17 protein-coding genes are annotated in these 25,656 nt (G+C 67.0%); 7 read left to right on the forward strand and 10 right to left on the reverse strand.

The features are described 5' to 3' along the window. Positions 1-29: 29 nt before the first annotated feature. The 4 genes from ACIBUY_RS04780 to ACIBUY_RS04795 all read left to right on the forward strand — a co-directional run bounded on the left by ACIBUY_RS04780 (position 30) and on the right by ACIBUY_RS04795 (position 8,337). The gene (locus ACIBUY_RS04780) at positions 30-1,229 is read left to right on the forward strand and encodes a hypothetical protein (RefSeq protein ID WP_399151806.1); all 1,200 of its coding nucleotides are present in this window, start codon (positions 30-32) and stop codon (positions 1,227-1,229) included. Further along, positions 1,226-4,549: a hypothetical protein gene (locus tag ACIBUY_RS04785; protein WP_399151807.1), complete on the forward strand. Its 3,324-nt coding sequence runs from the start codon at positions 1,226-1,228 to the stop codon at positions 4,547-4,549. The genes ACIBUY_RS04780 and ACIBUY_RS04785 overlap by 4 nt, the downstream gene beginning before the upstream one ends. An 8-nt stretch (positions 4,550-4,557) precedes the next feature. After that, positions 4,558-7,335 carry an RNaseH domain-containing protein gene (locus ACIBUY_RS04790; RefSeq protein ID WP_399151808.1) on the forward strand — a complete coding sequence of 926 codons (2,778 nt, stop codon included), beginning with the start codon at positions 4,558-4,560 and terminating at the stop codon, positions 7,333-7,335. A gap of 252 nt (positions 7,336-7,587) precedes the next feature. Continuing rightward, positions 7,588-8,337, forward strand: a complete 750-nt coding sequence (locus tag ACIBUY_RS04795) for a hypothetical protein (protein ID WP_365567892.1) — start codon at positions 7,588-7,590, stop codon at positions 8,335-8,337. Between the two features lie 316 nt (positions 8,338-8,653). Here the strand turns inward: ACIBUY_RS04795 and ACIBUY_RS04800 are convergent, their stop codons facing one another. Beyond that, positions 8,654-9,862, reverse strand: a complete 1,209-nt coding sequence (locus ACIBUY_RS04800) for a pentapeptide repeat-containing protein (RefSeq protein WP_365567889.1) — start codon at positions 9,860-9,862, stop codon at positions 8,654-8,656. A gap of 274 nt (positions 9,863-10,136) precedes the next feature. Here ACIBUY_RS04800 and ACIBUY_RS04805 point away from each other — a divergent pair, with 274 nt between their 5' ends. Then, entirely contained in the window at positions 10,137-10,460 is a 324-nt protein-coding gene (locus ACIBUY_RS04805) for a hypothetical protein (RefSeq protein ID WP_399151809.1), read from the forward strand. 306 nt (positions 10,461-10,766) lie between these two features. Here ACIBUY_RS04805 and ACIBUY_RS04810 read toward each other — a convergent pair whose 3' ends face one another. From ACIBUY_RS04810 to ACIBUY_RS04820, 3 genes are all read right to left on the reverse strand, one after another. After that, on the reverse strand, positions 10,767-10,919 hold the full coding sequence (locus ACIBUY_RS04810; protein WP_365567874.1) for a Tn3 family transposase: 153 nt from the start codon (positions 10,917-10,919) through the stop codon (positions 10,767-10,769). After that, complete coding sequence (locus tag ACIBUY_RS04815; RefSeq protein WP_399151810.1) at positions 10,888-16,329, reverse strand: sacsin N-terminal ATP-binding-like domain-containing protein; 5,442 nt, start codon at positions 16,327-16,329, stop codon at positions 10,888-10,890. The genes ACIBUY_RS04810 and ACIBUY_RS04815 overlap by 32 nt, the downstream gene beginning before the upstream one ends. Positions 16,330-16,630: 301 nt before the next feature. Continuing rightward, positions 16,631-16,999 (reverse strand): VOC family protein, encoded by a 369-nt coding sequence (locus tag ACIBUY_RS04820; RefSeq protein ID WP_365567868.1) that lies wholly within the window; start codon positions 16,997-16,999, stop codon positions 16,631-16,633. A gap of 92 nt (positions 17,000-17,091) precedes the next feature. Between ACIBUY_RS04820 and ACIBUY_RS04825 the strand changes: the two genes are divergently transcribed. Together ACIBUY_RS04825 and ACIBUY_RS04830 are read left to right on the forward strand one after the other, a co-directional pair. After that, on the forward strand, positions 17,092-18,057 hold the full coding sequence (locus ACIBUY_RS04825; protein ID WP_399151811.1) for a helix-turn-helix transcriptional regulator: 966 nt from the start codon (positions 17,092-17,094) through the stop codon (positions 18,055-18,057). A 17-nt stretch (positions 18,058-18,074) separates the two neighbouring features. Beyond that, positions 18,075-19,039, forward strand: a protein-coding gene (locus ACIBUY_RS04830; protein ID WP_399151812.1) for an IS5 family transposase whose coding sequence is annotated in 2 segments (ribosomal slippage) — positions 18,075-18,444 and positions 18,444-19,039 — 966 coding nt in all. Because the reading frame shifts where the segments join, the coding sequence is not laid out codon by codon here. A 9-nt stretch (positions 19,040-19,048) separates the two neighbouring features. On the opposite strand, the gene ACIBUY_RS04835 is transcribed toward ACIBUY_RS04830, so the two are convergent. The 6 genes from ACIBUY_RS04835 to ACIBUY_RS04860 form a co-directional block, all read right to left on the reverse strand. Further along, complete coding sequence (locus ACIBUY_RS04835; protein ID WP_399151813.1) at positions 19,049-19,507, reverse strand: DUF6283 family protein; 459 nt, start codon at positions 19,505-19,507, stop codon at positions 19,049-19,051. Positions 19,508-19,524: 17 nt separating this feature from the next. Beyond that, positions 19,525-21,357 carry a hypothetical protein gene (locus ACIBUY_RS04840; RefSeq protein WP_399151814.1) on the reverse strand — a complete coding sequence of 611 codons (1,833 nt, stop codon included), beginning with the start codon at positions 21,355-21,357 and terminating at the stop codon, positions 19,525-19,527. Next, positions 21,350-21,811, reverse strand: coding sequence for an ABC-three component system middle component 2 (locus ACIBUY_RS04845; RefSeq protein ID WP_365567853.1), 462 nt, complete (start codon positions 21,809-21,811; stop codon positions 21,350-21,352). The genes ACIBUY_RS04840 and ACIBUY_RS04845 overlap by 8 nt, the downstream gene beginning before the upstream one ends. Beyond that, positions 21,808-22,905, reverse strand: a complete 1,098-nt coding sequence (locus ACIBUY_RS04850; protein ID WP_365567850.1) for an ABC-three component system protein — start codon at positions 22,903-22,905, stop codon at positions 21,808-21,810. The genes ACIBUY_RS04845 and ACIBUY_RS04850 overlap by 4 nt, the downstream gene beginning before the upstream one ends. A gap of 561 nt (positions 22,906-23,466) precedes the next feature. Then, entirely contained in the window at positions 23,467-23,808 is a 342-nt protein-coding gene (locus tag ACIBUY_RS04855) for an Lsr2 family protein (RefSeq protein WP_399151815.1), read from the reverse strand. Between the two features lie 343 nt (positions 23,809-24,151). Further along, complete coding sequence (locus ACIBUY_RS04860; RefSeq protein ID WP_399151816.1) at positions 24,152-25,489, reverse strand: hypothetical protein; 1,338 nt, start codon at positions 25,487-25,489, stop codon at positions 24,152-24,154. Positions 25,490-25,656 lie beyond the last annotated feature (167 nt).

Raw genomic sequence — 25,656 nt, forward strand, 5'->3', positions numbered from 1 at the left:
CCGCGTTCGGCTGTTCGTACCGTGGGCGCATGTCGTCGGCTGACTGTGCCACCGTCGCACGCCTGGACGAGGCGATTACGGCCTGCTGCCTTGCCGCAGCCGCCTTCGCCGATGCGGCCCTGGCGCCCCAGCGGGTAACACAAATCGCGATGGATTGCCTCGGGTTGCTGCGCGCGGCCCACCCTGCACGTGGCACTCGCGGTCTGGATATGGCGGCCTTCCGGCAGGGATTGCGTGGGCCGCTCGGCTCGCTGTTGCCGGGCCACCAGGAGGTGCCTGTGGAGGTGTCGTCGCTTCACCTGCTGGACAGTCAGGGGAAGTTGAGCGAGCAGGTGCACCGTCTGTGCCGGGAACACCTGGTGCCGCTGCAGGCTCTGGAGGTGCCCTGGCCATGGGCGCGGTTGCGGGCCGAGCAGCAGCAAGGCCGTCTGCACGAGACGCTGCGTCAGCTGCCTCCGTCGCTGTACGGGCGCGCTCGCATGCTCTGCATCACGCACCCTGCCGGGGAGGCCCGGACTCTTCGGCGGGCCTGGGGCGAGCTGTGGGGAAAGGTGGACTTCTTCGAACCGGTCTCCGACTGGCCCTGGGCCCAGGTCGCCGGCTGGTGGTTCGCCTGCCCGATGTGCCGGTGGCCGATGCTGGTGGAGACCGACGACCACCAGGCCCGTGTGCGGTGCACCGCACACGCCTGGCGCGGCGTGCGTTACACCCTCGATCTGTCCCGTGCCGAAGGGACAGCCGCGCCCCGGCTACGCCTGGCCGGACGCCCCTCTTCTCGCAAGTCATGGTCGTCCCAACCGGTTGTGGGGCAGCCCGCCAGCAGTGACCACCTTGCTTTCCAGGAGGGCGCCTGGCACTTCACCACGGTCGCGGGACTGGTCGAGAAGGAACTGCGTGACAGCGTGCACGAGGAAGTACCCGAGGCCGACTGCGAGATGTGGCCGGCCGACCCGTACCCCGACGCCTACGACATGCGCGTGAGCGTGCAGACCGCGCACGGCGAGCGCGTGTTCCGCGTCGACGTCAAGGACTGGATGGACGCCGCCGCCCTGGCCCGCTCCCTCACCAGCAAGCCGCTGCCTGAGAAGTTCATCTGCGTGGTGGTCCCCGATCATCAGGAGTCCCAGCTGCCCACGCTCAGCGAGCGCCTCCCGGCCACGCATTACCGGGCGTTCACCGTCAGCCGGTTCATCCAGCATGTGCGCGCCGCCGTCCAGGGGGACGCGTGAGTGCATGGCGTCCGCAGCGCGACCCCGAGGAGCGCGACGAGCAGAACGAGGTGGTCGCGGCGGGCCTTGCGCTGACCGACCGGTATTGGGGCTTCACCGATCCCGTCGGGCGCCGATTGGTGCCGCTTGATCAGGCCGGGGTGTTGGCCGCCGGGCGTCTGGGTGACCTGATGACCGACTGGGAGCATCTGAGTGCCGACGAACATGAACGCTTCGGCCGCTTCTGGCAGGCACGAGGTGACGATCTGGCTCGGGAGGCCGACTTCACCAGCGCCGCCTTGTACTACGCGGCCAGTGGTCATGGCCTGTACGCCAAGGCCGATGGTGACGGGCCGGGCCGTGGACGGTACGTGGTGGCGGTGCACGGTGACGAGCCGCTCGCCGTGGCCGACCGGCACCTTCACCAGGCCGCCCGGTTGATCGACGCCCGCAAGGCGCTGCCGACACGGGCCGGCGAAGGGCTGTGGCAGTTCGGCACCCGTGAGATCACGACCGTGCGCGTGCCGCGGCACGCGCTCCCGGCCCGGGAGCAGGATCTTGCGCCCTTGGTGTGGAGGACCGCGCCTCGCTGCGACGATGCTGAGGTGCGCGTCGCGGACGTCCTGGCTCAGGTCCGCGCGCACGAGCAGCTGGATGCGCGGGTGGCGTGGAAGCCCGCGCTGCTGGAGCAGTTCTTCGATCGTCTGCGTGATCAGCACGGTAACAAGATTGATGCTTTGGAGTTGCCGGCCGGGCGGCTGAGCATCGTCAACGCGCCCACCGGGGTCGGCAAGTCGGTCGCCATGCTGGAGATTGCCATCCTGGCTGCCCGGCAACGGCAGGGCCCGGTATTGGTCGTGGTCCCTCAACTGGGCGATGTCTTCAAGATCACCGACAAGCTCCGCGCCATCGTTGAGCACGACCTGGACGACGGCCTCCTCGATGCTTCCGGGCAGCCCGCGCGCCGCGCCGGTGAGCTGCACGTCAGTTCGCTGATCACGCCGAGCCGCATGGCGGAGCAGGCGGCACGTGCACTTGCCCGCGGCCGGTGGGACCGCTTCGACTTGCTCGCGTACCCCTGTGACCTCAAGGCGTGGATCACGCACGGCCCCGGGCCGGCCCCCGGTGATGAGCCCTGCCTGCGGCTGCGCCGCGTTCATGACAGTGACGCGGATGCCGGAGAACTGACAGAGACCGGGCCCAGCGCCTGCCCCCGGATTGACCACTGCCCCCGGTTCGCCCTGCTGCACGATGCTGCCCGCGCCGACATCATCGTCACCAACCATCACAACCTGCTGCTGGGCAGCGCCCGTCTCCCTCTCGATGTCGACGGACAGCCATCGAGCCGTGAGAGCCTGCTCAAACTCCTGCTCGGGCGATGCCCGACGGTCCTGATCGACGAAGTCGACGGCCTGCAGGCCACGTTGTGCGACACCAACACAAAGCAGCTCGCACTCGCCGCCCACGGCCCCGGCACCAGCGACAGCCCGCTGGTCCAGCTCGATCGGGCACACCGCCGCCGCCCCGTCCCCCCGTCGGTGACACGCCGTATCGCAGATCCGCTGCGTCTGGCCCGGCACTTCGCCGAGTCGTTCCTCGACAACGTCCTGGAAGGCGAGTTGTGGCTGGAGACCTACGACGACGACCACGACCGTCCATCCTCCAACCTGCATGTGCCCGGTACCTGGGATCGCCGGATCGCCGCGGCCCTGCTGCACAAGAACGAGCACGACAAAATCACTTACGCGGAGATGGAGGGGCTCAAGGAGCTGTTCCCCGCTCCGTTCCAGGACAAAAAGCACCCCAGCAAGCGCCGTAGCCGGCGCGGGCAGTCGCAGACCGACCTGCCCCAAGCCCGTGCGATCCGTGCGCTGTTGGAGGAGGCCATCAATGCCGGGCAGGCCCGCAACGTTCTCCCCTTCATCAAGGACGAACTCACCACCTTGCTGGAGAAGAACGGGCATCACGGACCCGCGCTGCTGCAGCTGGTCAACGCGCTGCTGGTGCGCACCTGGCTCGGCTGCCTGACCGACGCCCTCACCAAGCTGCGCAACGTCGCTGCGGCAGCGGACGCGTTCTTGCCCGAAGCGCGCCCGATCGCCGAGCTGCTGGGCACCTTCGCCCAGCACTCGCCCATCCCCCACGGTGCCCTCGGCGACTCGCTGTACGGCTTCGCCATCGCCCAGAACCCACGCCCCCATCCCACTGGCCGACTCGACGTGCGCAGCTTCACCGGCGATCCGCACACCACGATGACGCAACTCGGCAACACGATCGCCCTGGGAACCTGCGGCAAACGGCGCCGCGTCCTGGCCTTCTCTGCCACCGCCTTCTTCCCGCGGGCCGCCAAGACCCACCTGCACACCCTGCCCGCCTACCTCTACAGCGACACGAGACCCGACGCGGTGCGCGCCAAGGCCGGCCACGTCACCCGGGACGACGACACCAACGACTTCTTCCGACTGGCCGGACTCGAGGAGAGCGCCAAGGTCCGCGACCTGCCCGCCTTCGGCGGACGTCTGTGGAAGAAGCGCCTCGAGCCCCACCTGCGGTTCATCGCCGGCCACGATCCCGACCGCCAGCTCGTGCTCACCGTCACCAACTCCACCCACCACGCCTTCCTCCTCGCCTCCGGCATTGCCACTGCCGCACCCCAGGCCCACTGGGTCGCCGTGGTCCTGCCTGCCAGCGGCAAAGCCCCGGCCATCGCACTGCCACCCGGCGTCGTACTGGTCACCGTCGACGAACTCGAGGAACTGCCCGCCCGGTACCCGGATGTCAAGGTCATCGTCGCGCCCATCGGCCCGGTCTGCCGGGGCCTGAACATCCTCGTGCCCGGCACCGAACGCTCCGCCCTGTACTCGATCTGGGTCGGCACCCGTCCCGTCATGCAGATCCACGACCCCAACACCATGTACGCCTCGATCAACGCCGCCGGCATCTCCCGGGGCGGGCCCAGCCTGGACCCCGCCGCCATGCTCACCGCGCAGCGCCACGCAGCCGAACAGCGACGCGACGCCATCATCGCCGCCGACCCCCGCTTCAGCCGCTACCCCCGCTTCCTGAAGACCGAGATCCTCGCCGGCATCCTCGTCGACCTCATCCAGCTCGCCGGACGCGCCCGCCGCGGCGACACCGACGTCGAGATCTACCTCGTCGACAACGCCTTCCACGACGCCCGCTTCGGCAGCGACTACCCCTCACTGCTGCGCACCTATTACGCCGAACTCGAGCCGGGCGAACAGCAGCAGCTGCGCCACACCTACGGCGCCACCTTCGACGCCTGGATCGACTTCGCCAGCGGCAACCCGCCACCCCTCACCACCCTCACGGCCCTCTAGGAACCTTGATGAACCACTTTCCCCAAGGCCCTTACCTCGACGTGCTCGCCTACCCCGCAGGCCAGGACCTGCTCGGCGGCGGCTACCTGTACGACCTCACCTCCGCCGCACAGACGTGGATGGCCGCCACCCGCGAATACCGCGGCCTCACCGGCAGCGACGGCAACCTCCCCTACACCGCGCTGCTCACCGTGCTGCGCGTGCTGGGCAAGACCAACGCCGAGATGGACCGCCCCTCCCACGACACGCCGCCCACCGGACTGATCACCGGCGCCCCGCTGCACCGCGACGACCTCTACGACGCCGTCTGTCTGTGGGAACAGACCGCCCTCCAGGTCCCCGAGGACAAGATCAGCCTGGCGTACGACAGCCGCCTCGCCGAACAGATCGCCGCCATCGAACCCGAGCACATCCGCCTGGCGGACCACATCGAAGCGGGAACACACACCTTCACCGCGCCAGCATGGCTCTACCCCGCCGCCACGTGGAACCCCGCCCGCCTCCTCGTCCAGTCCCCCTTGAACCTCGACGGCCGCGCCATCAACCTTCGCGCCGACGACTGCGGGAACGTCCACGCCTGGGACCCCGAACACCTCTGGACCGCCTCCTGGACACAGATCAAGGAAGCCCGGGAGAAGCGCAAAGACAAGAACTACAAGAGCGACCCCGCCCGCCAAGGCGAACCGGAACACACCAAGTACGCAACCCTGTACCTGGAAGTCCTGCTCAGCTCCATGCCCGGCACCCCTCAGCCCTACGTCCTCGTCCAGCCGCAGACCCTGCGCTACAGCGACCGCCTCGCCTCGGCCCGCACCGTGTACTACTCCGCCCAGGCCGACGCCCCGCTGATGACGCTCGCTCTCGGTGGCCGAGCCGACCACACCCACTTCGCCCACACCAGCCGCCTCGCCCTCGACAGCTACGCCCGGCTCCGCGGCACCCGCCCCCTGCTACCCGACGTCGTCAGGGACCTGAGCGGAACCCCCGGCGACTTCCGTGTCGTCGTGCCCTACTCCGTCCGCTTCCCCATCGGCCGCGGCCCAGGCATGCACACCATGTCCCGCATCGGCGACCACAGCTCCACAGCACTCGACTGCGAGCCCCTGCGCCTCAACCAACGCACCGAACGAATCTCCCGCACCCGGCGCACCACACACCTCGGACGGGACACCACCCTCCTGGACGCCCCGGACCTGCACCGCATCCTCCAGACCGCCGGGTGCGAACGCCTGCGCATCCTCGCGCTGTATCACAACCCCACCACGCGGCCCCGAATGCAAAAGCTCCTCTGCTACCACTTCAACCGCCCCGACCTCGCCGACGCCGCAGAAGGCAAGCAGGACAACCACATCATCCCGCTCAACGAGCACGTCGAGATCAGCTTCAGCCACGTCCCGCACCTCCTCGAACACCGCGAAGACCACGCCGGCCGCCTGGCCGCAGCGCGCGAGATCCCCCACCGCATCGCACCCCCAGGTACCCGCGTCCTCGCTCTGGCCGAGACCGAATTCGACGCCTCCGCCTGGTCACGGCGCCGCCGCGCCTCGCGCCAGACCGATTCCACGGAGAAGGACCCCTACCTCGCTGACGCGAAGCCCTACGCCAACCGCTACCTGGCCCGCTTCGGAGTCCTCGCCCAGTTCCTCACCCACCACGACCGCCCCTTCCCACCCAGCCGCAAGGCCAAGAAGCTCGAGAACCCCACCGAGCTCGAACGACTGGGCCAGGAAATCTCCGGCGACCACCCCGGCCACAACGCCATCGCCGACCTGATGCGCGCAGCCGCCCTCGTCCCCTCCCGCCTCACCCGCAACCTCACCTTCACCGACCACGGACTCAAAGAACCCCTCATCCACGTCGGCCTCCACCTGCGCCAGCAGCGCAGCAACTGGAAAGCCGGCGAACCCCCGCGCCTGGTCTGGCTCATGAGCGCGCTCATTCCCGACGGCGATCACTGGCGCGTACTCGCCCACCGCCCCGGTTCCTCCAACACCCCCGGCTCCTGGATCCCCTACCCCGAAGCCAACCTCGACTTCCGTTCCAACCAACTGCCACCCGGACGCCGCCAGGACCAGCACCTGACGCGCGCCATCGACCAGGCACTGTTCACCCTCGGGCACCACAAGGGCACGGCCACCGGCTACGTGCTGTACGTCAACGGCAACAGCTGCCGCAGCCTATGGCCCCACCTCGCCAACACCCACCTCGACCAACCCATCGACCCGGACGGCACCATCGCCCACCTCGACGGACGCCTCGCCCTGCCGGGCCTGTCCCTGGACGAACACCAACGCCCGCGCGCCATCGTCCGCGTCACCGACGACAGCACGTTCCGCGGCCAACTCCCCCGCCCCGCCCAGGTCCAGCTTCCGTCCATCGACCCCGACACCGGCCTCGAAACCCTCGACCCGGGCAAACGCACCAACGGGCTCTTCGCCCACCCCACAGCCCCCACCACCTGGTACCTCGCCCACGTACCCCACCAGTTCAACGGCGGAACCCGCCACGCACGAGCCGGCGAGCACTACAGCCGCTGGGCCAGCACCGACCCCGAAGAGCAAGCAGAAGACTGGTACGCCCACACCCTCACCGAATTCCACATCCCCTTCCACACCTCCGGAGACGACCCCTACCGCTACGCACTCGCAGCAGCCCGCCTGTGCGACAGCGCCCTCTCCTACGACCACCGCACCGACTACCCGCTCCCCATCCACCTGGCCATCCAGATGGACAAGGACCACCCCAACTACCGGCGCATGCTCCACGAACAAGAAGACGCCCAATAAGGATCTTCAGCTACGCCACTGCCGGTGAAGCAGGGGGGCCGCCCGAGCAGCAGGTCGGGTGGCCCCCCACACACAACCCGACCGGTGCCTACGCTGAAGAAGCTCGGTGAAGCCCTCCAAACGCCATCGTGAACACCGAGCACAGCACCCGCCGGTCGGCATCACCCTCGGCCACCGGACTCGAAGCAAGCGCGTGGCCACGATTGCAGAACTCGGGCATGCAGAACGCCGACACGGACTACGTTGATCCGCATGTCCGCAATGACCCATGCCAGACGCTTCGTGTTCTACCAAGTCCAGCTCGGGCGCGACGAATTGGACCATCTCATCAGCCTCGCCACGGAAGGCATCCGCTCCCCGCACATACAGGTAGGGACTCAACGATACGAGAGAAGTTTTTACTCTACGGATCTCGACTCACTCCTCCGGGACGTACGAAAGCTGTGCGGCCCGCAGTCCCCCACCAAGTGGACCCGCCTGACATGGAAAGCATCAGGCCCCGATCACACAGCACGCCTCAAATTCCAAAAGAACTGCCTGACCGTGGAGTTCCAGTCCTCGGACGCGACCTGGACCACCGAACGCGAACGCGACGTCACTTACTACCTGCGCCGCGAGGCAAAAGCCAAAGAGGAACCGCTCCATCCCGCAATCCTGCGGTGGCTCATCCCGCTCGCATTAGTCTTAGCTTTCGCATTCTCGTGGGGAGAACTGGGGCTATGGCCCGTGGTACGAGAGAACAGTCAGAACCATGCGGCAGACATGGGACTTTCCATTCTCCTCGCTGCGAGCATTTTCGGCGGGTACGCCCTCCATCGCCGACTGCGCACCATCACTCGCCGGGAAAGTCGAACGGAAGTCGACGTCAAGCATCCGCGTCCACCCCAGCGCCCCCTCTTGAGAATGATGGTGCCCGACTGGGCTTCGGCGATAGTCGCGAGCCTCATAGCAGCCGTCGCCACCCTCGCCGCCATCCTGGCCCTGATCGCGACGGGCTTCTAGCGAGCTCGTGCATGGTTGGCGTCCGGGCATAGCGACAGGGCTCTTCGGTATTGCTTACCTCGCTACGGCAGGCCGCGGGAACTGCCTCTGTGCGGAGGCGACCCCGACGTTTGCCAGCACAAGTTCGTCGAGGAGTTCACGCCTGCCGAGGTGACGGGGCAGGCCCCTCCAGTTCTTGAGGTGGGCGATGCCATGCTCGACTCGGATCCGTCGCGATGAGTGAGCCGTGCTGTGCTGGGTGAACCTCTCCTCCCACCACGCCAGGGCGTTCTTCTTGAATTTGCGATGCGAGCGATCCGGAGTCAGTCGATTTGGGTCACTCCAGGAAGGGACCGGCAAAGATCTCCTTCTCGCATGCTCGAACGTGTTGTGCGATGTTCGGATTCTCTTCGAAAGCGCCTGGCAGCCGAGTTGACCCATAGACCTTCGCGGTCAGCAGCTGGTCAACGGTCAGCCCCGCAGCTGCGGACAGGTCCGCGCCGTCAAGATTGGCGTATGCGATGTCGGCCCCTGCCAGCACAGCCGTGCCGAACTTAACCCCCACGAAGGATGCCTGCCGGAATCGGGCGTTGGTCAGTGTCGCCCCGCTCAGGTCGGCTCCCAAGAAGGAGGAGTTGCTCCAGTCGGAACCCTGCAAAGAAGCGTCCCTCAGGGACGCATCATTCAGGTCTGCTTCACGAGCCCGCACTTTATGAAGGTTTGCCGCGTCCAGGCATGCACCAAGGAGCTGAGCCTTGTCGAGATTGGCGCTGAGGAGTTGAGCACCGTTCAGGCGGGAATTTTTCAGATCTGCACCATAAAGGGTCGCGTTATACAGAAATGCCCCGTCGAGCCCGGCATCGGACAGGAAGGAATAGGTTGCGTCACAGCTCTGGAGGTCTGCCGCTTGGAGCTGCGCGCCACGCATGACGGCACTGTGCAGAAAGGCGTGGTCCAAGGACGCTTTCGGCAGGCAAACGTTTGAGAGTTGCAGGGGGCCACCGCGGCGGTCCTCGGGGCGTCGCCGCAGCACCTCCAGAGCGGCTCTGACGTCCTCGGCTACCGGTTCTGGTGGGGCGGGGTTGCCTGCCGCTGCGTTCGTGCGCACGAACGCTGCCAGAACCTCGACGACTGTGAAGTGGTCCTTCACCGAGTCCCGAAGGATCCGTTCCAGGGCGTAGATCCCGCCGAGGCGTTCCGTGAGACTGGCAGAACCCAGCAGTTTGATTGCTTCAACATATCGGTCGGTCATCTGACCCTCGCGGGTCAGCTCCGCCTGCTCGCGATCCCGTTCACGCGTGTGCTGCAGCGTTCGGTGGGTGTAGTACAGGCCAGCCGCAGCTACAACTCCAGCACCCAAAGCAATGAGTGCGGTGCGAAACCCCGTGATGACGACGCCATCAGCGGGTTGAAGGTTCTTGTTGTTGATGTGCGAACCGTCGAACCACCACGGCCCCCTCCAGAGCAAGAGGATGAAGAGGAAGAGGACCACGCACGTGGCGGCGACCGCACCGACAGCAGTCACCTTCTTGGACAGCCTTTGCATGCATGCATGATGATCGGGCTGGTTGCCGCTGGCCAGTGCGTGAACCGACTTCAGAGGAAGGCTTGAGGTCTGGCGATGCTGGTGGGGCGTTCGTCAGCAGCACCTGGCCTCTCCAGCACCTCGAAGTCAAGGGCCCGGCACGAAGCGTCCTGGCGCCGCGGTTGATCGCACCGCTCGGGGTGCCGACGATTGGTTGGCCGCCCTGGCTCTCGGCCTCAATCGACGGCCTTTTCGTCTCTGGCTCGGCCCGGTCAGGCAAGCTGAGATGGAGGGCATGAGCGCGCAGGACCTATTCAAGGCGATGATCAAGGACCGGCTGGCACCAGCGTTGCGCGGCGCCGGGGTCGTGGGCAGCGGACAGGTGTTCCGCCTCAAGGCGGCCGATCCGGACTTCGCTCTGCTCGGCTTCCAGAAGAGTTCGTCCAACACCGAGCACCGCTGCCGATTCACGATCAACCTCCATTCGGTGACATCCATGGAGCACGAGGAGCGGATGCTCCGGTTCCCAGAGCGCGGCACGGGCACGCCCAACCCGAACTGCACCGCGCCCGAAGGCTGGAACGACCGCATCGGATTCGCGCTGCCCGCCCCCGCATGACCACTGGTAAACGGTCACCGACGAGCAGAGTGTGGACGTCACGAGGCCCAGCACACCGCACCCGATCCCCGGGGGACCCGGCGTGCACGCCTGGCAGTACGGATACGCGTCAAAACCCTCCGAGTGAGAACCTGATGGCACCACTGCCCCACCTGCACCTGAAGGGGGACAGGCCATCAACACACCTCCCCGATCTCGCAGTTGAGGCCGCCGGCAGGACCTGGATGCGAGCCTGGGATGCCGAGCCCACCTCGCCGCCTCGCCGGAGCCCTGCGCGACCCGCTAACTTGTTCGTCGTCACCGCGGTCACCTGCCGACACATGGCGCGTCCGAGAGGAAGCGCAACAACTGCACGGTGCGGATGACGCGGCCGACCTCACGGAACGCGGTGTAGGTGGCGCTATTCCGCGAGGAAGAGTGCAGCCGATCAGGGCCATGTGAACCGCAGCCGCAGCGCATTGCCCACCATGCGGTATCCCGCGAGCCCTGGTGCCCCGAAGGGGTTGGGCAAGGGGGTGATGCGGCGGCGGGTGCCGTCCAGCACGTGCGAGACATAGACGATGATGTATGTCTCGTCGGGCTTGAGGGTGCGCGCGCGCTCGACTTCGGACTCACCCAGTGGAATCTCGGCGTCGGCGCCGGTGGATGCCTTCGCCTCGAAGTACAGGGTTTCTTCTGGGGTGCTGACGCGGAAGTCGTAGCCGAGCCGGTCGTCTCCGATGCCGTCCGGGTAGACGTGTGATCGCAGGCCGGAGCGCCACGACTCCTGCTCCGGCACGCCATAGTGGTGGCGCAGCCACGCGCCGACGACGATCTCGCCGGCAAGCCCGATTGCCCTGGTCGTTTCGGGATCGGCAGGGGTCACCGTGTATCGGTCATCGCTTCCGCCGCGCTCGGCCCGGGGCCGGGGGAATGTAGGTGGAAGCGAGGCCAACGGCGTCGGCTGGACGGCGAGTTGGTCCTTGGTCACATCGGCGGTCACCTCGCGGGCCAGGACATGCAGGTCGTCCCGGCCGATGGACAGAGGCTTTCCGCTGAGCAGCACCTGCGGGCGAGTGGCGGTCGGGCGCGCTTGGGTGCCGAGCGCGGGCGACTCGCCTTGTCCGCCGGGGCGGGATGTGTCCAGATCCAGGTCGGCGGGGCGGTGGGTGAGGGGCATGCCGTTGGGCCAGTAGCCGTGGTCGCTCAGCCAGCGCGTCAGCCGCCGCTTGCTCAGCCGATCGAAGTCGAAGAGCCCTTCGGCGTCCATGGCCTGTGTGACCTCTGCGACGGAGGGAAGCGCGTGTGCTGGTGAGGCGTCGTGCATGCGTGTCCAGGTGTCGGTGAGCGTGCGAAGGCGTGGAAGCTGCTCGTGCAGGACGCCCACACACGCGTCGCGGACCTCAGCGACGGGCTGTGTCCGGACGTCGCCTTTTCCTGGCTTCTTGTGTTGCACCGGCGAGGGGGTCGGCAGGTGAGAGCGGGCCCACTCTTCCGCGTGTGCGTCCAGGACCTCTGCCGGTATGTCCCAGTAGGTGTCGAGCCATTCCGGTGCGGCCTCGAGTCCGGGCAGTTCGCGCAGCTGCACGTATGTTTCAAGGCTCGCCCCGGTTCGGTATGCCGGCAGGAAGGCATCGCGTACGAGATCGACGAGGCGGGCCCGGTTGTGCTGCATCCAATGCGCGAACTGGCGTGCGTGTCCGGCCCTGTTGTGCACGGGTGGCAGCCCCAGGTTTCGCCACGCGCGGTTCGCGTCGGCCAGTTCGACGCCGAGGGTGGTGAGCCTGCGCTCCCAGTCGTCGTCATCGATGAGGAGCATCAGGGTGCGGCTGGTCTTGGGATCCAGACGCGAGGCCAGCCAATCGCGGACCTGTCCGCGGTCATGGAAGGTCTCCTGCAGACGCTGGAGTCCCTCGGCTAGCCCGACATCCACGCAGGCCACAAGCGGGACGAGACGGGCGCTGCCGGAACGTATGGAGGCCCGGTCCGAGAGTACGGCTTCGAGCTTGCCCACGGGCACACGCAGGACCTCTGCGAGATCCACCTCACCGACGTCTCGTGGCCGGGCGCAGCGCTGGGCTAGCTGGAAGTGGGTCAGTTGAAGGCGCTCGCCGAGAGCCGCGACGCCCACGAGGGCGGCCACGGCCGGGGCTGCGTTCTGCAGGATCTCCCACTCCGGAGCCTGGTCACCCGCGGGGTGGACCGTCACGACGAGCCCCTGCTCCGGTGTTCCCTGGAACAGGGAATGCTCCGTCGCTTCGCCGGGCACGGCGTGCCCGTCCACGTGCAGCACCGTGTGCGTGGCCCGCACGAGCCGGCAGGCGCCGATCCGGCGTGTGATCAGACCTGGTGAGACGTCGGTGAACCGCAAGGCCCGCTCGGCGTCGAACTCGACGAGCCCCGCCACCAGCGTCGCCAGCCAGGGCCCCGCCACCTCCGTCAGCGGATCACCGCAGGAGGCGTCCAGGGGCATCCCGTCCGCGAGGGCCTCCACCTCGGCATCGCTGGTGCGGCGTGTTGGGAATGCAGCGTGATGCCTCAGGTGGGAGTGGACGCGATCGGCAAGGGGGCCGGCGGCGATGGGCAGCACGGGGACGGGGACGGCATCGAGGAGTCTGCGCTCGATGGTCCCCTGCTCGTCGGGAACGTACACGGTCTCGGTCTGATCCTCATGGGCCAGTCCGTCCTCCTCTACGCCGTCATCCTTCGCCGCGCCCTCGTCTGGCTCGTGTTGCCTCTCCAGGTCGGCGCGTTCTCCGATCACTTCGAGTGTGCCCTCGCGGGAGATCACAAGGTCAGTGACTTCCTGAAGGCTAGAGTGTCCCTGCCCGGGTGCGGGCAGGAGATCGGCCCACGCTCTCTCGTTGGCCTGGCGGACCAGATGGCCAAGTCGACCGTGTCGCAAGCTCGGCGTGGTGGCCACGAGCTCGGCCAGGTGGTCCAGCCGGTCCAGCGCCGTGTCCGGTTCGTCCCACCGTCGCACGCCCAACTGGGCAAGCCGCGCCAGGGCGCGGTCCGTTGCCCGCGCGCGCAGTGAAGCGGGCACGGTGGTGAGGTATTCGGGCGGCGCGCCCTCGGCCGCCCACCACCACGTGCCGTCCGCGTCCGCGAAGTCGGACGGGGCGCTCTGCGCGGCCTCCGGGCGGGGATCTTGTTGCGGGATCCAGGGCGCTTGGGCGAGGAACCCCGCCAGCGGTGTCGGCCACGGCGTGCCGTGCCGGTCGGAACCGCCGGTGTAGGTGGTCTCAAAGGCTGCTTCCGGCCAGGAGTTCAGGCCGTGGAGGATCAACTCCGCGTACAGCTTACGGCTGTCGTCGTCGAACCCGTCGTAGTCACGCTGCCCGGGCAGCGTGCACAACGGCCCCTTCGGCCGGTAGGACACCGTGATGTACACCCACTGCCGCCCCGGCCAACGGGCCGCCGTCAATCGCCAGTTACTCAACTCCTGCCATCTCAGCGGCAGGCGCGGGAACCCGCCGAAGCGGTAGGGCGAGTTGAGCATCTCTCCCTTCACGGAGTCGGAGGTCCGGTGTACCGCATGCCACCGGGGTTGCAGCCCGTGGCTCACGCCCTGCCGCTCCAGGAAACGCCGCAGCGTGCTGGGGTCCAAGCCGGTCTCACCGCCCGTCCCCAGGATTCCCTCGGGTGGCTCGATGACGCAGCCCCTGAGCCGCGCCACCTCGACCGACCCGGCCGATTCCCGGTCAAGGAAACGCACCAGGACGTCGTCGACATGTCGTTGCGCCCCCGGCCAGCCGCTGCCGAACATGGCAGTGTCCAAGGTGATCCATCCGCCTTGTGCGGGCCCCAGCAGGCCCTTGACCTGGAGACCGGACCCACCCGTCTCCGCGAGGCTCGCCGCCCACACCACGCACGCGTACCGCAGGTACACGCCCAGGGCACTGTCGTCGCCCCGCTCCGCCGCCATGGCCTTGGCCACGACGTCCAGAACGGTCTGGGGTGCATACGCGTGCACCAACTGCTGCTGCTCCAGCCAGCGCCTCCCTTCCGTGCGACGCGTGGCCCGCTTCCCGTACCAGGGGATTCCGCCGTGCACGAAACGAATGTGCTCCGCGAGCCGCCCGGGCACCGGCACGGTGATGTCACCAGCCGCGTCAGCGGCCGGGCCGGCAAGGTCGAGCGCGCCGACGGGGGACGGCTGGTCCGGCTGCGGCAAGAACACGCCCGTGCCCCCTGCGGGCAACAGCTCCCCGCCGGAGCCCAGGAGGATCCGCTTCCCGCGCAGCGCATGGCTGCTGTCCGCCAGGCACAGCGAAAGATCGGCATAGAAGTCCGCCCACGCATCCAGCCCCCTACTACCGGCGACCAGGGCTGCAGCAAGTCGCTCCGCCCACTCCGCAAGCTGGTGGGCACCCGGGTCGAAACTCAGGAAGGAGCCTTGCCCGAGCACCTTCACACGGTGCAGCCGCCTCGGATGGAGCCTGGGGTCGATGAGGTCCTCAACGCCCGCCGCAGCCAGTGCCTGTGGCGTGAACACCCGCGCCTTGTCGGAGCTATTCCAGAGGAAGCCGCATGTGAGCGACGTGTGCCCGCCGGCAGGGTGCAGCACCGGCAAGAAGGCGACCTTCTCCAGCTCCTGGCCCAGCCCGCTGAGCGCGGCCTCCAGCCGGTGCACCTGCGGCCTGTTCCAGCACATCAGATCCACGAGCGCAGCCGACGGGATACGGCGTCGATCCTGCGCGGGCAGCAGCGCCGCCAGCGCACATGCACGGGCTGCCGCATCGAGCAGCAGAGCGTTCCACGGAACGGTCTCGGAGAACGATCGGCGCTCGAAGGTGGTGAAGAACGGCGCGTTGACGAACGCATGCACCGGGCAGGGCGCCTCGTCCGCCATCGGCAAGAACGCGTACAGCCGCCCGGCGGGCAACGGGTCGTCGGCCGGCACGGCCACGCTGACCTCCGCCGCGCCCCGCCAGGAAGACCAGACCTTGCTCATCACGCGCGCGTCGACGGCCTGCTCGATCGCTGTGAGAGCTGCGTCCTCGTCCACCTGCGTGTGCAGCACGATGAGCCGCATGCTGCGCCGCAGCACCACCTCCTGCACCTGCAGTCCGTCCGCCGAGACGAGCGTGCGAACCTTCCTCTTATACGTCTGCGGGCGCATCCGCTTCTTGTCCGGGCCACCGCGCCGCGCGATGGTCACCTTCGCCAAGCGGTGCAGGAACAGCTCGAAAGGCGCCTGCTGAGAGGAGAGTTCGACGAGCTGCCGCTCGACCTCCGCACGTGCCTGCGCCGAGCGCAGCGGGAGGCGGACCACGGTTACGAAACCCCGCCGCCGCAGCGACCTCACGCTGTCCGGGACGTCGTCTACCGGAATCGGCAGCTTCAAGGAGCTGACCCCGTCACGTAGTTGCTGCGCTGCCTCCGGATTGTCCGGAGCCACTTGTTGGGCAATCCAGTCGAAGTCGGCGTCTTGAGCGAAGCGGAAGCAGAAGCCATCGAAGGCGCGCGCGTCCTGCCGGGACGCACTGTAGATCTCGGGGGCGTCGGTGAGCTGGAGGACGCTCTTGAAGCCGATGCCCTTGTGCCCAATACCTTCGTCGGGGCTCTTGGGCGACAGCCCGACCGTGCAGACCCCCGTGAAGTCCCGGTCACTGAACGGGTGTCCGCCGTTGGCCACCAGGAGGGCGCCATGCTCGCCCTCGTCCTCGCACAACAGGAATTCGATCTGTCCGCTGCGCCCCTTCGCCGGATGCGCGTCATGCGCGTTCTGCAACAGCTCGATCAGGACGCGCCCCTCATAGCCAGGCGTGATCATCTCATCGACGAGCGCCTTCAGCTCTCCGGTGGACCGCCCGCTCGCAACATCCGCCAAGTAGCCCCGCGCCTCGACAAAGCTCTGCCTCAACACGAGGTCTCGCCACGACATCCCCACCACTTTCCGGCCCTTCCGCTCCCCGCGTGATCCAACTCGTACGGGGAGGCTAGCGGCAGCCACTGACAAGTGAAGTTGCCGCAGACCGAAGGCAGTTGATCCGCTCCGCCGAAGGAGCTGCGCGTACCGGTCTCAGCGGCGACGTGGGCGATGGGACGTGTCTGGCACCGCTTCACGAGCCGCCTACGGCCCTCGACATTCAAGGGCACATTCGCGTGGAGCACTCATCGTCCTCTCGAAGTCAGACGACGGCAGGCGCGACGCCCATCGTGCGCGCCTGCCGCATTGCGGCCTGTCAGTCCCGCGGTGCGACGCGGATACGGTTCCCGTCAGGATCGGCTGCGAGGAAGGTCAGACCAAACCCCGCATCATGAGGCTCGTGCAGGATCGTGACGCCCTTGGACTGCCACTGCTTGAAGATCGCATCGACCTCGTCGGGCCCACCCCCGTGGATGGCCAGGCACACCTCACTGGTGCGCGGAATGTCCGGTGACAGACCCTCGAACCGGCCGGACCACACAGCGAGATCAGCGCCGGGCCCGAGGTCGAAGGTGATGAATCCCGAAGTCTCGAACGAAGGGCTCATGCCGAGGAGGTCGCCGTAGAAACGAGCTGCGGCGGGAGCGTCGTTCACGTAGACGATGGACAGGACGGATGTGGTCATGGCTGTTCCTTCTCGCAGGTCGCTGGTACGCATCCAGCAGCCTGACCGGGAAATACGCCGCATCGTGTCGCAGTTCTTGAAAAACTTGAGGTGTGACGCCGGATCGCTTCTTCTCCTTGATGCTGCTTCTCGCATCGAGGCATGCCGTGACCACGCAGGACCTTGCCTCGGCGCTCGACGTGTCCCTTCGAACCATCACCCGGGACCTGAACTGGCTCCGCGACGCCGGTCTGCCGGTGACCGCGCAACGGGGCCGGCTCGGAGGCGTGACCCTGCTGCCCGGATCCGGGCTCGACCTCACACGACTCACTCCGGGCGAGCGAGATCATCTGTCGCTCACCGGGCTGGACGAGAAGCAACGTGCGGAGCTCAACGCATCCGTCGAAAGCCGACGCGCGCTCTCCAAGATCGCCGCTGCACAGCCACGCCGAGCTCATGAGCTTTTGCCGCTCAGCGACGTGGTGCACGTGGACAGCCGTCCCTGGCTCCAGGCACCTACGTCCGGCACGACTCCGGCTTCGCTGATCGGCGCAGTGCGGCGAGGTCGCCGGCTACGGATCGAGTACGACAGCCCACGCGAGTCAGGCCCACGCGACCTGGTCGTGGATCCCTACGGGCTGTTCGCCAAGGCCGGAATCTGGTATCTCGTCGCCGACCGGGCTCGAGTGCCACGGCTGTACCGACTCGAACGGATCACTACGTGGAAAGAAGTCGACCGGCCACGACGGATCCGCGAGAGCCAGACCCTGGCCTCCGTCGCTGCAGCGCTCGTGGCTCAGTGGGAACACGATCATGCGATAGAGGTGACCGCCACCATCGACCGGACCCAGATCGAGCGAGCGCGGCGGATCTTTGGCCAACGACTCGTCTGGGACGACCGTGAGGAGCCCGCCGCCAGCCACAGGGTGACGATCCGCTTCCCGCATCTGGAGGACGTACGAGCACTCCTGCCGTTCGGGAGCGCCATCACTGTGCACGGCCCCACCGAAGTCAGGGCTCACCTTCGCGACCTCGCCACCAACCTCGCCCTCCACTATGCGCCGTCACCAACGTCCTGACCCGCAACACCTAGGGGGTGTCTCCTCGATCAGTAACTCGTTGTTCTGATCATGCTCAGCAGGGGGATCTCACGGACCGCGAGTGGGCAGTGCTTGAACCGCTGCTCCCCAGGGGCAACAACAGGTGCGGTCGGTGGCGGGATCACCGGCAGGTGATCAACGGGATCATTCATCGGCTCAGCACCGGCTGCCAGTGGCGCAAGCTGCCCGAGCGTTTTGGCCCGTGGCAGACCATCCACAAACGCCATGCCCGATGGTCGGCCGACGGCACCTGGGAACGGCTGCTCCAGCACGTCCAGGCCGTCGCCGACGCAGCCGGTGACATCGACTGGAACATCAACATCGACTCCACCTCGATCCGGGCTCACCAGCATGCCGCCGGCGCCCCGACCGCTCCGCCACCACCGGGTGCCTCAAAAGGGGCCCTGCAAAGATCAGTTCACTTGCGCGCGCACATGCACCGACGCCGGTTCCAGGAGGAGGCGGAGCGGCTGGAGAGGCCCTCGGCCGCTCCCGTGGCGGGCTGACTACGAAGATTCATCTGGCGGCGGACGGCAGATGCCGCCCGCTCTCCTTGGTTCTCACGCCCGGACAACGGGCGGACTGCACGCAGTTCGAGGCGGTCATGGACAAGATCCGCGTTCCGCGACTCGGCGCGGGCCGACCACGGCGTCTGCCGGACAGCGTCGGTGCGGACAAGGCGTACAGCAACAGCCTGATCCGCAATTACCTGCGCCGGCGCGGCATCCGGCACGTGATCCCGGAAAAGAGCGACTCCAGAACCGCCCGCTGGCGCCGAGGCTCAGACGGCGGCCGACCACCGGGCTTCGACAGGAGCCGGTACAAGGCGAGGAACACCGTCGAGCGAGCGATCAACAAGATCAAGCAGTTCCGAGCCGTGGCCACCCGCTATGACAAACGCCGATACATCTACCTCGGCACCGTCACCGTGGCCGCCCCCCTCATCTGGCTCCGTTCGTGACCAAGAACTCTATTGCACAAGGTCGTTGCGAGTCCGAGTGATCTTGCTAATCAGGTGGCGGGCCTTCTCATCCGGCGTTTCGATGCCCGATTCACCATGAGTTGCTGCCTCGCTGCCCGATGAGAACAGCGGTACCGGCGACGCGTACTCGACCACGGCCTTGTACGTGTCGGTGTCGATGCTGCCGTCGAGCAACGCCAGTCGCAGGGCGAGCAGTTCCTCGCCCTCGTGGCATCCAGCCCACCCGCCACAGAATCGCCGGACAGCACTGTCGGCATCGGCCTGATGGCACTGGAACAGCCCCGCGGGCTGATCAGGGGTGTCAGCGTCGTAACGCCGGAGCTTCGCATACTCCTCCCTAGCCCAGATCCCCGCAGGCACATCACGCCGATAAGGGCAGCTCTCACAGGGACGCTGCGCAGGAGGTCGAAGTGACGAGGACATACAGCCAGTATGGCCGAGAGCCATGATCGGGGAGTCACTCCCTAGTGCCCAGGTGTGGGGAAGAAGCCCGCTCTGCCGCTTGTCGTGCCGGTGAAGTGATAGGTGACAGCTTCGGACAGGACCTTGGTCGGTGGGTCGCCGTTTTCGATGATGATGGCCTGGCCGGGGAAGGACAGCATGTCCTTGTAAAACCGTTCCACAACGGTGGAGGTCAATTCCACATCGTCGATGTCGTCCGGCTCGGGATCCCGGTAGGTGACCACGGGTGAGTCCAAGACCACGAAGCCGAGATGGTGCAGGTCCCGGTCCAGGCAGAAGCGGGCCAGGGCTGTGGTGAATGCCGAATGCAGGACCGACCGCATCCCTTTGCCGCGTTCTATCCGCTTACGGCCGCCGGCGCGGATCTCGGCGTAGTACTGGTCGTATTCGGCGTGGTCGGCGGCCGGCACCTGCCAAGCGTCGAGAGTCTGTTGGAGGATGGAGTCGAAGTCTCCCAGCGTGGCGGTCGGGATGTGCTGAGTGGGACGCGCGGCGGCGACGGCGCCCTCTCCGACAAGTCGGGACTTTTTGTCGTCCAGCTCGGCAATGCGAGCCTGCAGCTCCAGTTCCCGCTCAACGACGGACCGTTCCTCGAGCAGGTCTTCGACGTCGGAGCGCAGTGCGGCGATCCCGGCTTCCAGCTCAGCGGTGATCTGATCCCACACTCCTATGTCGGATTGCGTCTCCACCCGGCGGCTGATCAACGCCGTCTGCTCCCCCGCCAGCTCGGAGATCGTGGGCAATAGGTCGGCGAGCAGTGCGGTGGTCTTGGCGGCCTCTGCTTCCACGGCGGCGTGCAGCTGGGTGGTCTCCTCCATGCCGTGGTTGGGCTGTTGGTGCTCGCGATCAGCGCCGCAGAACGGGCAGGCGCCGACCTTGAAGTAGCCCAGGATGCTGCCCGCTTCGTTGACCATGGCCAGCCGTTCCAGATCTGAACGGTACTGCGCCTCCAGCAACTTGAAGCGGCTCAGCAGGTCGCTGACCTCGGTCAGCCGTTCATCGAGCGCGGCCAGCTCGCGAGCGGCTTCCATGCGGGCATCGACCGCTTCGCGGTGGGTCTCATTGGTCCGGCGCAGGGGCGCGGACTGCTCGTCCAGGGCGGCCCTGATACGCAGGTGCCGGTCCCGGAGCTGACGCTCGTTCTCCTGTGTGGTGAGCTTGGACGACAGGTCGAGGACAAGCTGGTCCAGCAGCTGTATCTGTCCCCTGTGGACGCGGCGCTGCCCGGCGTTCAGGCCGGTGTCCGCGGCCGGATCGCCTTGCCCGGTGACCAGGAAGCGCATCACCGACAGCTCCGCGGTCCGCGTATTCGCCCGTCCCGTGCGCAGTACCGGGGGCACGTCGCCGACCATGCGGTTCTCGGTCACCAGCGCCAGGTGCAGCAGATCAGCGAGGGCCAGGGGGCGAGTGCCGCCGGCTTCGTTCTTGCGGATCAGGACCTCGTCCAGGCCCAGTTCGCGCAACAGGTGAATGGACAAGCTGTTACGGCTGCGGGCGTTGTGGACCGCTGATACCGACGCATCAGGTGCGTCCGTCACATAGCCGCGCAAGTCTGTGTGGTAGAGGAAGATGGTGTTGCTGTCGGGGGCGCGCAGCAGGGTCAGCGGGCTGCCGTCTGGCATCAGCAGCCCCAGCAGGATCTGGGTGTAGCCGTCGCCTTCGGGCACCATCGCCAGATCGGCGCCGCCCAGCATGTATTCGATCGACTTCACAACGAATGACTTGCCGGTGTCGGAGGTGCCGTAGATGACGGTCAGCTCCGGGCCGAAGGCGATCTGCGCGGGGGCGAGGTTGGGGCCGCAGTAGGTGAGGTGGGTCAGCTGCAGTTCACTCACGGCGGCCCTCGGCGTACGTGGACGCGGACAAGGAGCCGTTCAGGAGTTGCGCAGTAGCCTCGCGGACATCCCGGTCGGGGGCCCAGTGGTGCACGGCCCACTCGGCGCGCTCGCGCAGGCGTCCCACGTAGGGGGCCTCGAGGAGGTCGACGAACGCGGGCCCGCGCTCGGTGGCCCGGTAGACCAATCCCGTCTCATCGCCGTCCATGTCGGCGAGCCCGGCACGGATGAGGACCAGGAGCGCTTGTTCCAGCACGGTGCGCTTCATACCCAGCTCCCCGGGGTGCCCGGGCAGCGACGGGTGCAGGGAGGGCGGGCCGTCGAGGTCGCCGCTGTGAAGGACAGCGTGGTCAAGGACGGCCAGCTGCGCCAGGTCGAGGGGCTGGGGGTGGCTCTCGGCAAGCAGGACCAGCGCCCGCACCCCGATCTCCAGCGGACTGTTGAGCGGGTTCATGCAGCTCCCCCTTCCTCACACCATGTCAGGCGACCATCGTTGGCCAGGTGATGGCATACCCCTTTACGGTCCAGGGGCCTCACATACCGGGTAAGAACCGTCTGTGTCAGCGCCACGGCCCCGGCCGCTTCCAGCACCGCCTGCAGCCGATCCCAGCCAAGCTCGAAACGCTTATCGCTCACCTCTACCGCAATGCTGTGGACGTCGTCCATGACCCCGTTGAAGTGTCCCTCCGGGTAAGCGTCCCGGGCGAAGCGCCGCAGAGATTCGGCACTGTAGAACGCCTCGCGCTGGCGGCGCATGTGCTCGCCGGCTGTGGGGTGCTGCGCGATCGACTCCAGGGTGTCAGCCGCCGACTTCCACCGCTCCGCATACACCCGCGTCAGTTGCTGCACATAGCGCGCCTCTTCCGGATCATGCTCGTCCGGGGGCGTCATGATCGCCGGACGCGTGCGCTGTTCGTCCGGGAAGCGCATCGCCCAGTACGGGGTGGTCTTGTGCTGTTCGAGCATCTGGTCCATGTCGATAGGCACGAACATGGAAAAGTCGGTCTGCTCGGCGCGCCGGGTCACTTCCTGACGCTGCTCAGCCGTCAACCGCGTGATGACCTCATCACTTGTTGTGGCCAACTCCTCCAGGAACTTCGCCCGGGTCTGCTCCGGCTTCGCCAGCGCCGCGCGCAAAGGACGCGCGAAGGCGGGGGCCACGAACACGTACCGGGTAGGCAACACGAAATGCCCCAGCACCACACCGGCGAACATCTTGCGGATCTCGCCGGCTGCTGTACTCCAGTTCAAGGCGGTCTTGTAGCGCTTGCACTGGTAGTTGTCCCACGGCCCTTCCAGACCCTGCTCGCTCCGGTACGCGGCCACGTCGATGCCGTGGTCCCCCGTACCGCCCTGCCGCTCGACGCGCACGTAGTCCGCCTCGAGGGCCGGAACCCACTCCTTGACGAACTCCTCGAACTCGTCCGGGTCATAACCGAACACGATCTTCTTAGGGCTCGGCATGTACGGGAACTGCATCGCCGGGCCCGTGAGCACCAGCGGCGGCTCGGCGAGGTCGCTCTGCGGCGCACGCGTCTGATCCGACACGTTCCCCCCTCGTCCAGCCCGGTCGGATGCCGTTGCAACGGCTGTGACTAGGGATATCACTGATCGATCGTTCCCAAAAGAGTCACCTTCGGGGCACGGCTGAAAGCGGGCGGCCGCATCTAGCACCTCGGCCTCGCACCCAACTGCAGGCTCGACACCCTGCGCCTCCTCGACGCAGGTGGTTGGCTCCGACCGTAGGGGGGCAGACCTCTGGTCACTCCTCGTGCCACTAACAATGAAGCTGTCCGCCGCTTCACAGGAGGCCGCAGCCTTCTCGCACCAGGACTGACCATCAAGCCCCGTCACGACGGGTCGCCGCCTGTTCCTGGACGAGCCGGTAGATCGCCCGAGCCACGTACCCCTTCAGGTAGCGGATGATCTCGAGTCGAGTCTTGCCCTGCTCGACGTTGCGCCCACTACCTCAACAGCGCCTACCCGCACGCGGATTCACCACGAGCACGGCGTTCAGCCAAATCAGGCCGTACGCCCCGTGTGCCCCAGCCATCAACACATACAAAGTGGCCCCCACCCAAGACTGGGGCCACCATGTTCTACCGGGCGTCAGTGGGCCTTCTCGTAGGCTTCGCGAACGACGGCCGGCACACGCCCGCGATCGTTGACCTCGATGTTGTTCTCCTTCGCCCACGCCCGGATCGCCGACGATTCGTCCTTGCCACCAGCAGACACCCTGGGCTTCCCCTTCGCCTTCGCGGCGCCTCGGATCCTGCGGGCACCGTCAGCGTGGAGATAGGGGTTCAGGATCTCCAGGAGCTTTTCGTAATTGTCATCGGTGAGGTCGAGTTCGACCCCTGCTCCGTCGATGAGAATGCTGTGCGTGGCGATTTCCGACGATTCCTCGCCAGTCAAATCGTCGACATATGTTGTGACTACCTTCTGGGCCATGAGGGGGATCGTAGAGCACGGTCAGACACATACGGCAATCGCGACGGGGCGGGCTCCATGACACCGCCTTTTCACGGGCATCATCGGGCATCGAGGCTCAAAGAGTTCCGTTCCGGGCGGTGTGTGGAGGCTCGAGCAGCAGGAGCACTGTGGGCCCAGCGGTCCTCGACACGCTTGGACAGCTTCCTCGGGCCCGGGTACGGATCAGACCGGTGGGCCAGGTCCTCACCGGGCCGCTCCGATACGCCGTCGCCGGCTCCCCAGCCCCTCCCACGAATCCGCAGCCAGACGTCTTGCAAGGCTCCGCCAGGTCGCGGCCCGGGGGCGGCGGGGCACGGTGAGGTCACCGGGCCGCTTGCTCTGCGCAGACCTTGTGGGACGGCTGGGCATCGTCGTCGAGGAGGCTGGCGGGTTTCCCGCAGTGACGGCATGGCTGTGGTTGGGGCAGAAAGCGGTCGGCGGCTCCCCAGTCGAGGAGGTGCTGCCTTGGAAGGGAACTGGTCGCCGTGGGAGGCACGTGGCGCAGTGGAGTGGGTTGGTTCGGGATGCCCGGGAGGGCATGGGTGTCGATGGTGATGCCGAGTTCGACGTTGTCGATGCCGCGTCGCGGCAAGGGTGCGCTCAGGGGCCCGTTGTGGTCGCCGAACCTGCAGGTGGTTTCGGCGTCGCTGCCCGAGAAGTGCACGTCGTCATCGGGCGGTGCTGGCTCCGGCGTGTGCGACGTGGTGCTGTCCTGATAGTCGGTCCACGTGGCGTGGTCGCCGGCGGGGACCCACATGAAGCTGCCGCTGCGCGGGTCTTTGCGGCTGGGCAGAAAGATGGGCAGGACGCTTCCGGTGGCGGCGCCGATGATGGTGGCGCCGATCGTGATGCCGAGCCGGTCGCCCCGATCGCCGGTGTAGCCGCTCGCGATGCCGTCGGCGACGCGTGGGGTCTCCCAGAACAGATGGCGTTTGCCGCATCCGGTCTTCGCTTTGCCCCTCGGGCACGGGCGCACGGCTGCCGCCGTGCAGAGCCAGTCGGCGAGAACACGAAACCCACCGACGAGGGGGAGGTCGGCGGCGTTGTCTATCTCTCGCCAGGTGACGTCGCGGATCAGCATCCACTGAGCCCGGTCGACGAGGTGGAAGGTGTCGTCGTGGGTGATCCAGTTGGAGACGAGCCCGGCCTCGGCCTGCGCCTTGGCCCGGCGCACGACCCTGCTGGGGCTTGCGTTATAGAACTGGGCTTCACAGCCGAGGCTAATGCCGCCGCGGCCGTAGATGGTGACATCGGGACGGGCGCAACGGCTCTTGGTCGGCTTCTCGACCGCTGTCTTCAGACCCGCGCGCTGACAAGTGCGGCCGAGGAATTCCTTCATCGCCTTGTGCCGGTCGCTCTCCTCCGCCGTCATCTGATGCACGGTCGGAAGATGCGCCGCGCGTAATCGCAGGACGCCATCCGGGCCTCGATGGCGGCGGACGTACATGTGCGGACTCTTGACGCCAGACACCTCGGCCTTACAAGCACGCTCAAGAGCCTTCTCCGGGCAGACGAGCAGGTCCCGCCTCCTGGAAGCAACGGGCTGGAGCAATTCCTCGATCACGTCGCTCACGCTGACCGTGCTGCCCGAGAGCCCGAGGTCCGGCTTGTCGAGCTCAAGGACGCACTTCAACTCGGAGTGCCACACGCCGTTCGCCACAAAACCCCCAAGTCCGCGGGAAGTTGGACCTTCACCATAGAACGCAGCACTGACAATTCCTCTGGCCCGGAGATTCATCCCTGGCGGCCGAGCCAGGGCAAGCCTCGATGTACAACTGGCCGTCACGCAGGGCGCGGTCTAGTGATTGAACCGTCGCAACGTGACCT

Origin of the sequence: Streptomyces sp. NPDC050085 (genome assembly GCF_044460595.1) — a bacterium.
Classification (GTDB): Bacteria; Actinomycetota; Actinomycetes; order Streptomycetales; family Streptomycetaceae; genus Streptomyces.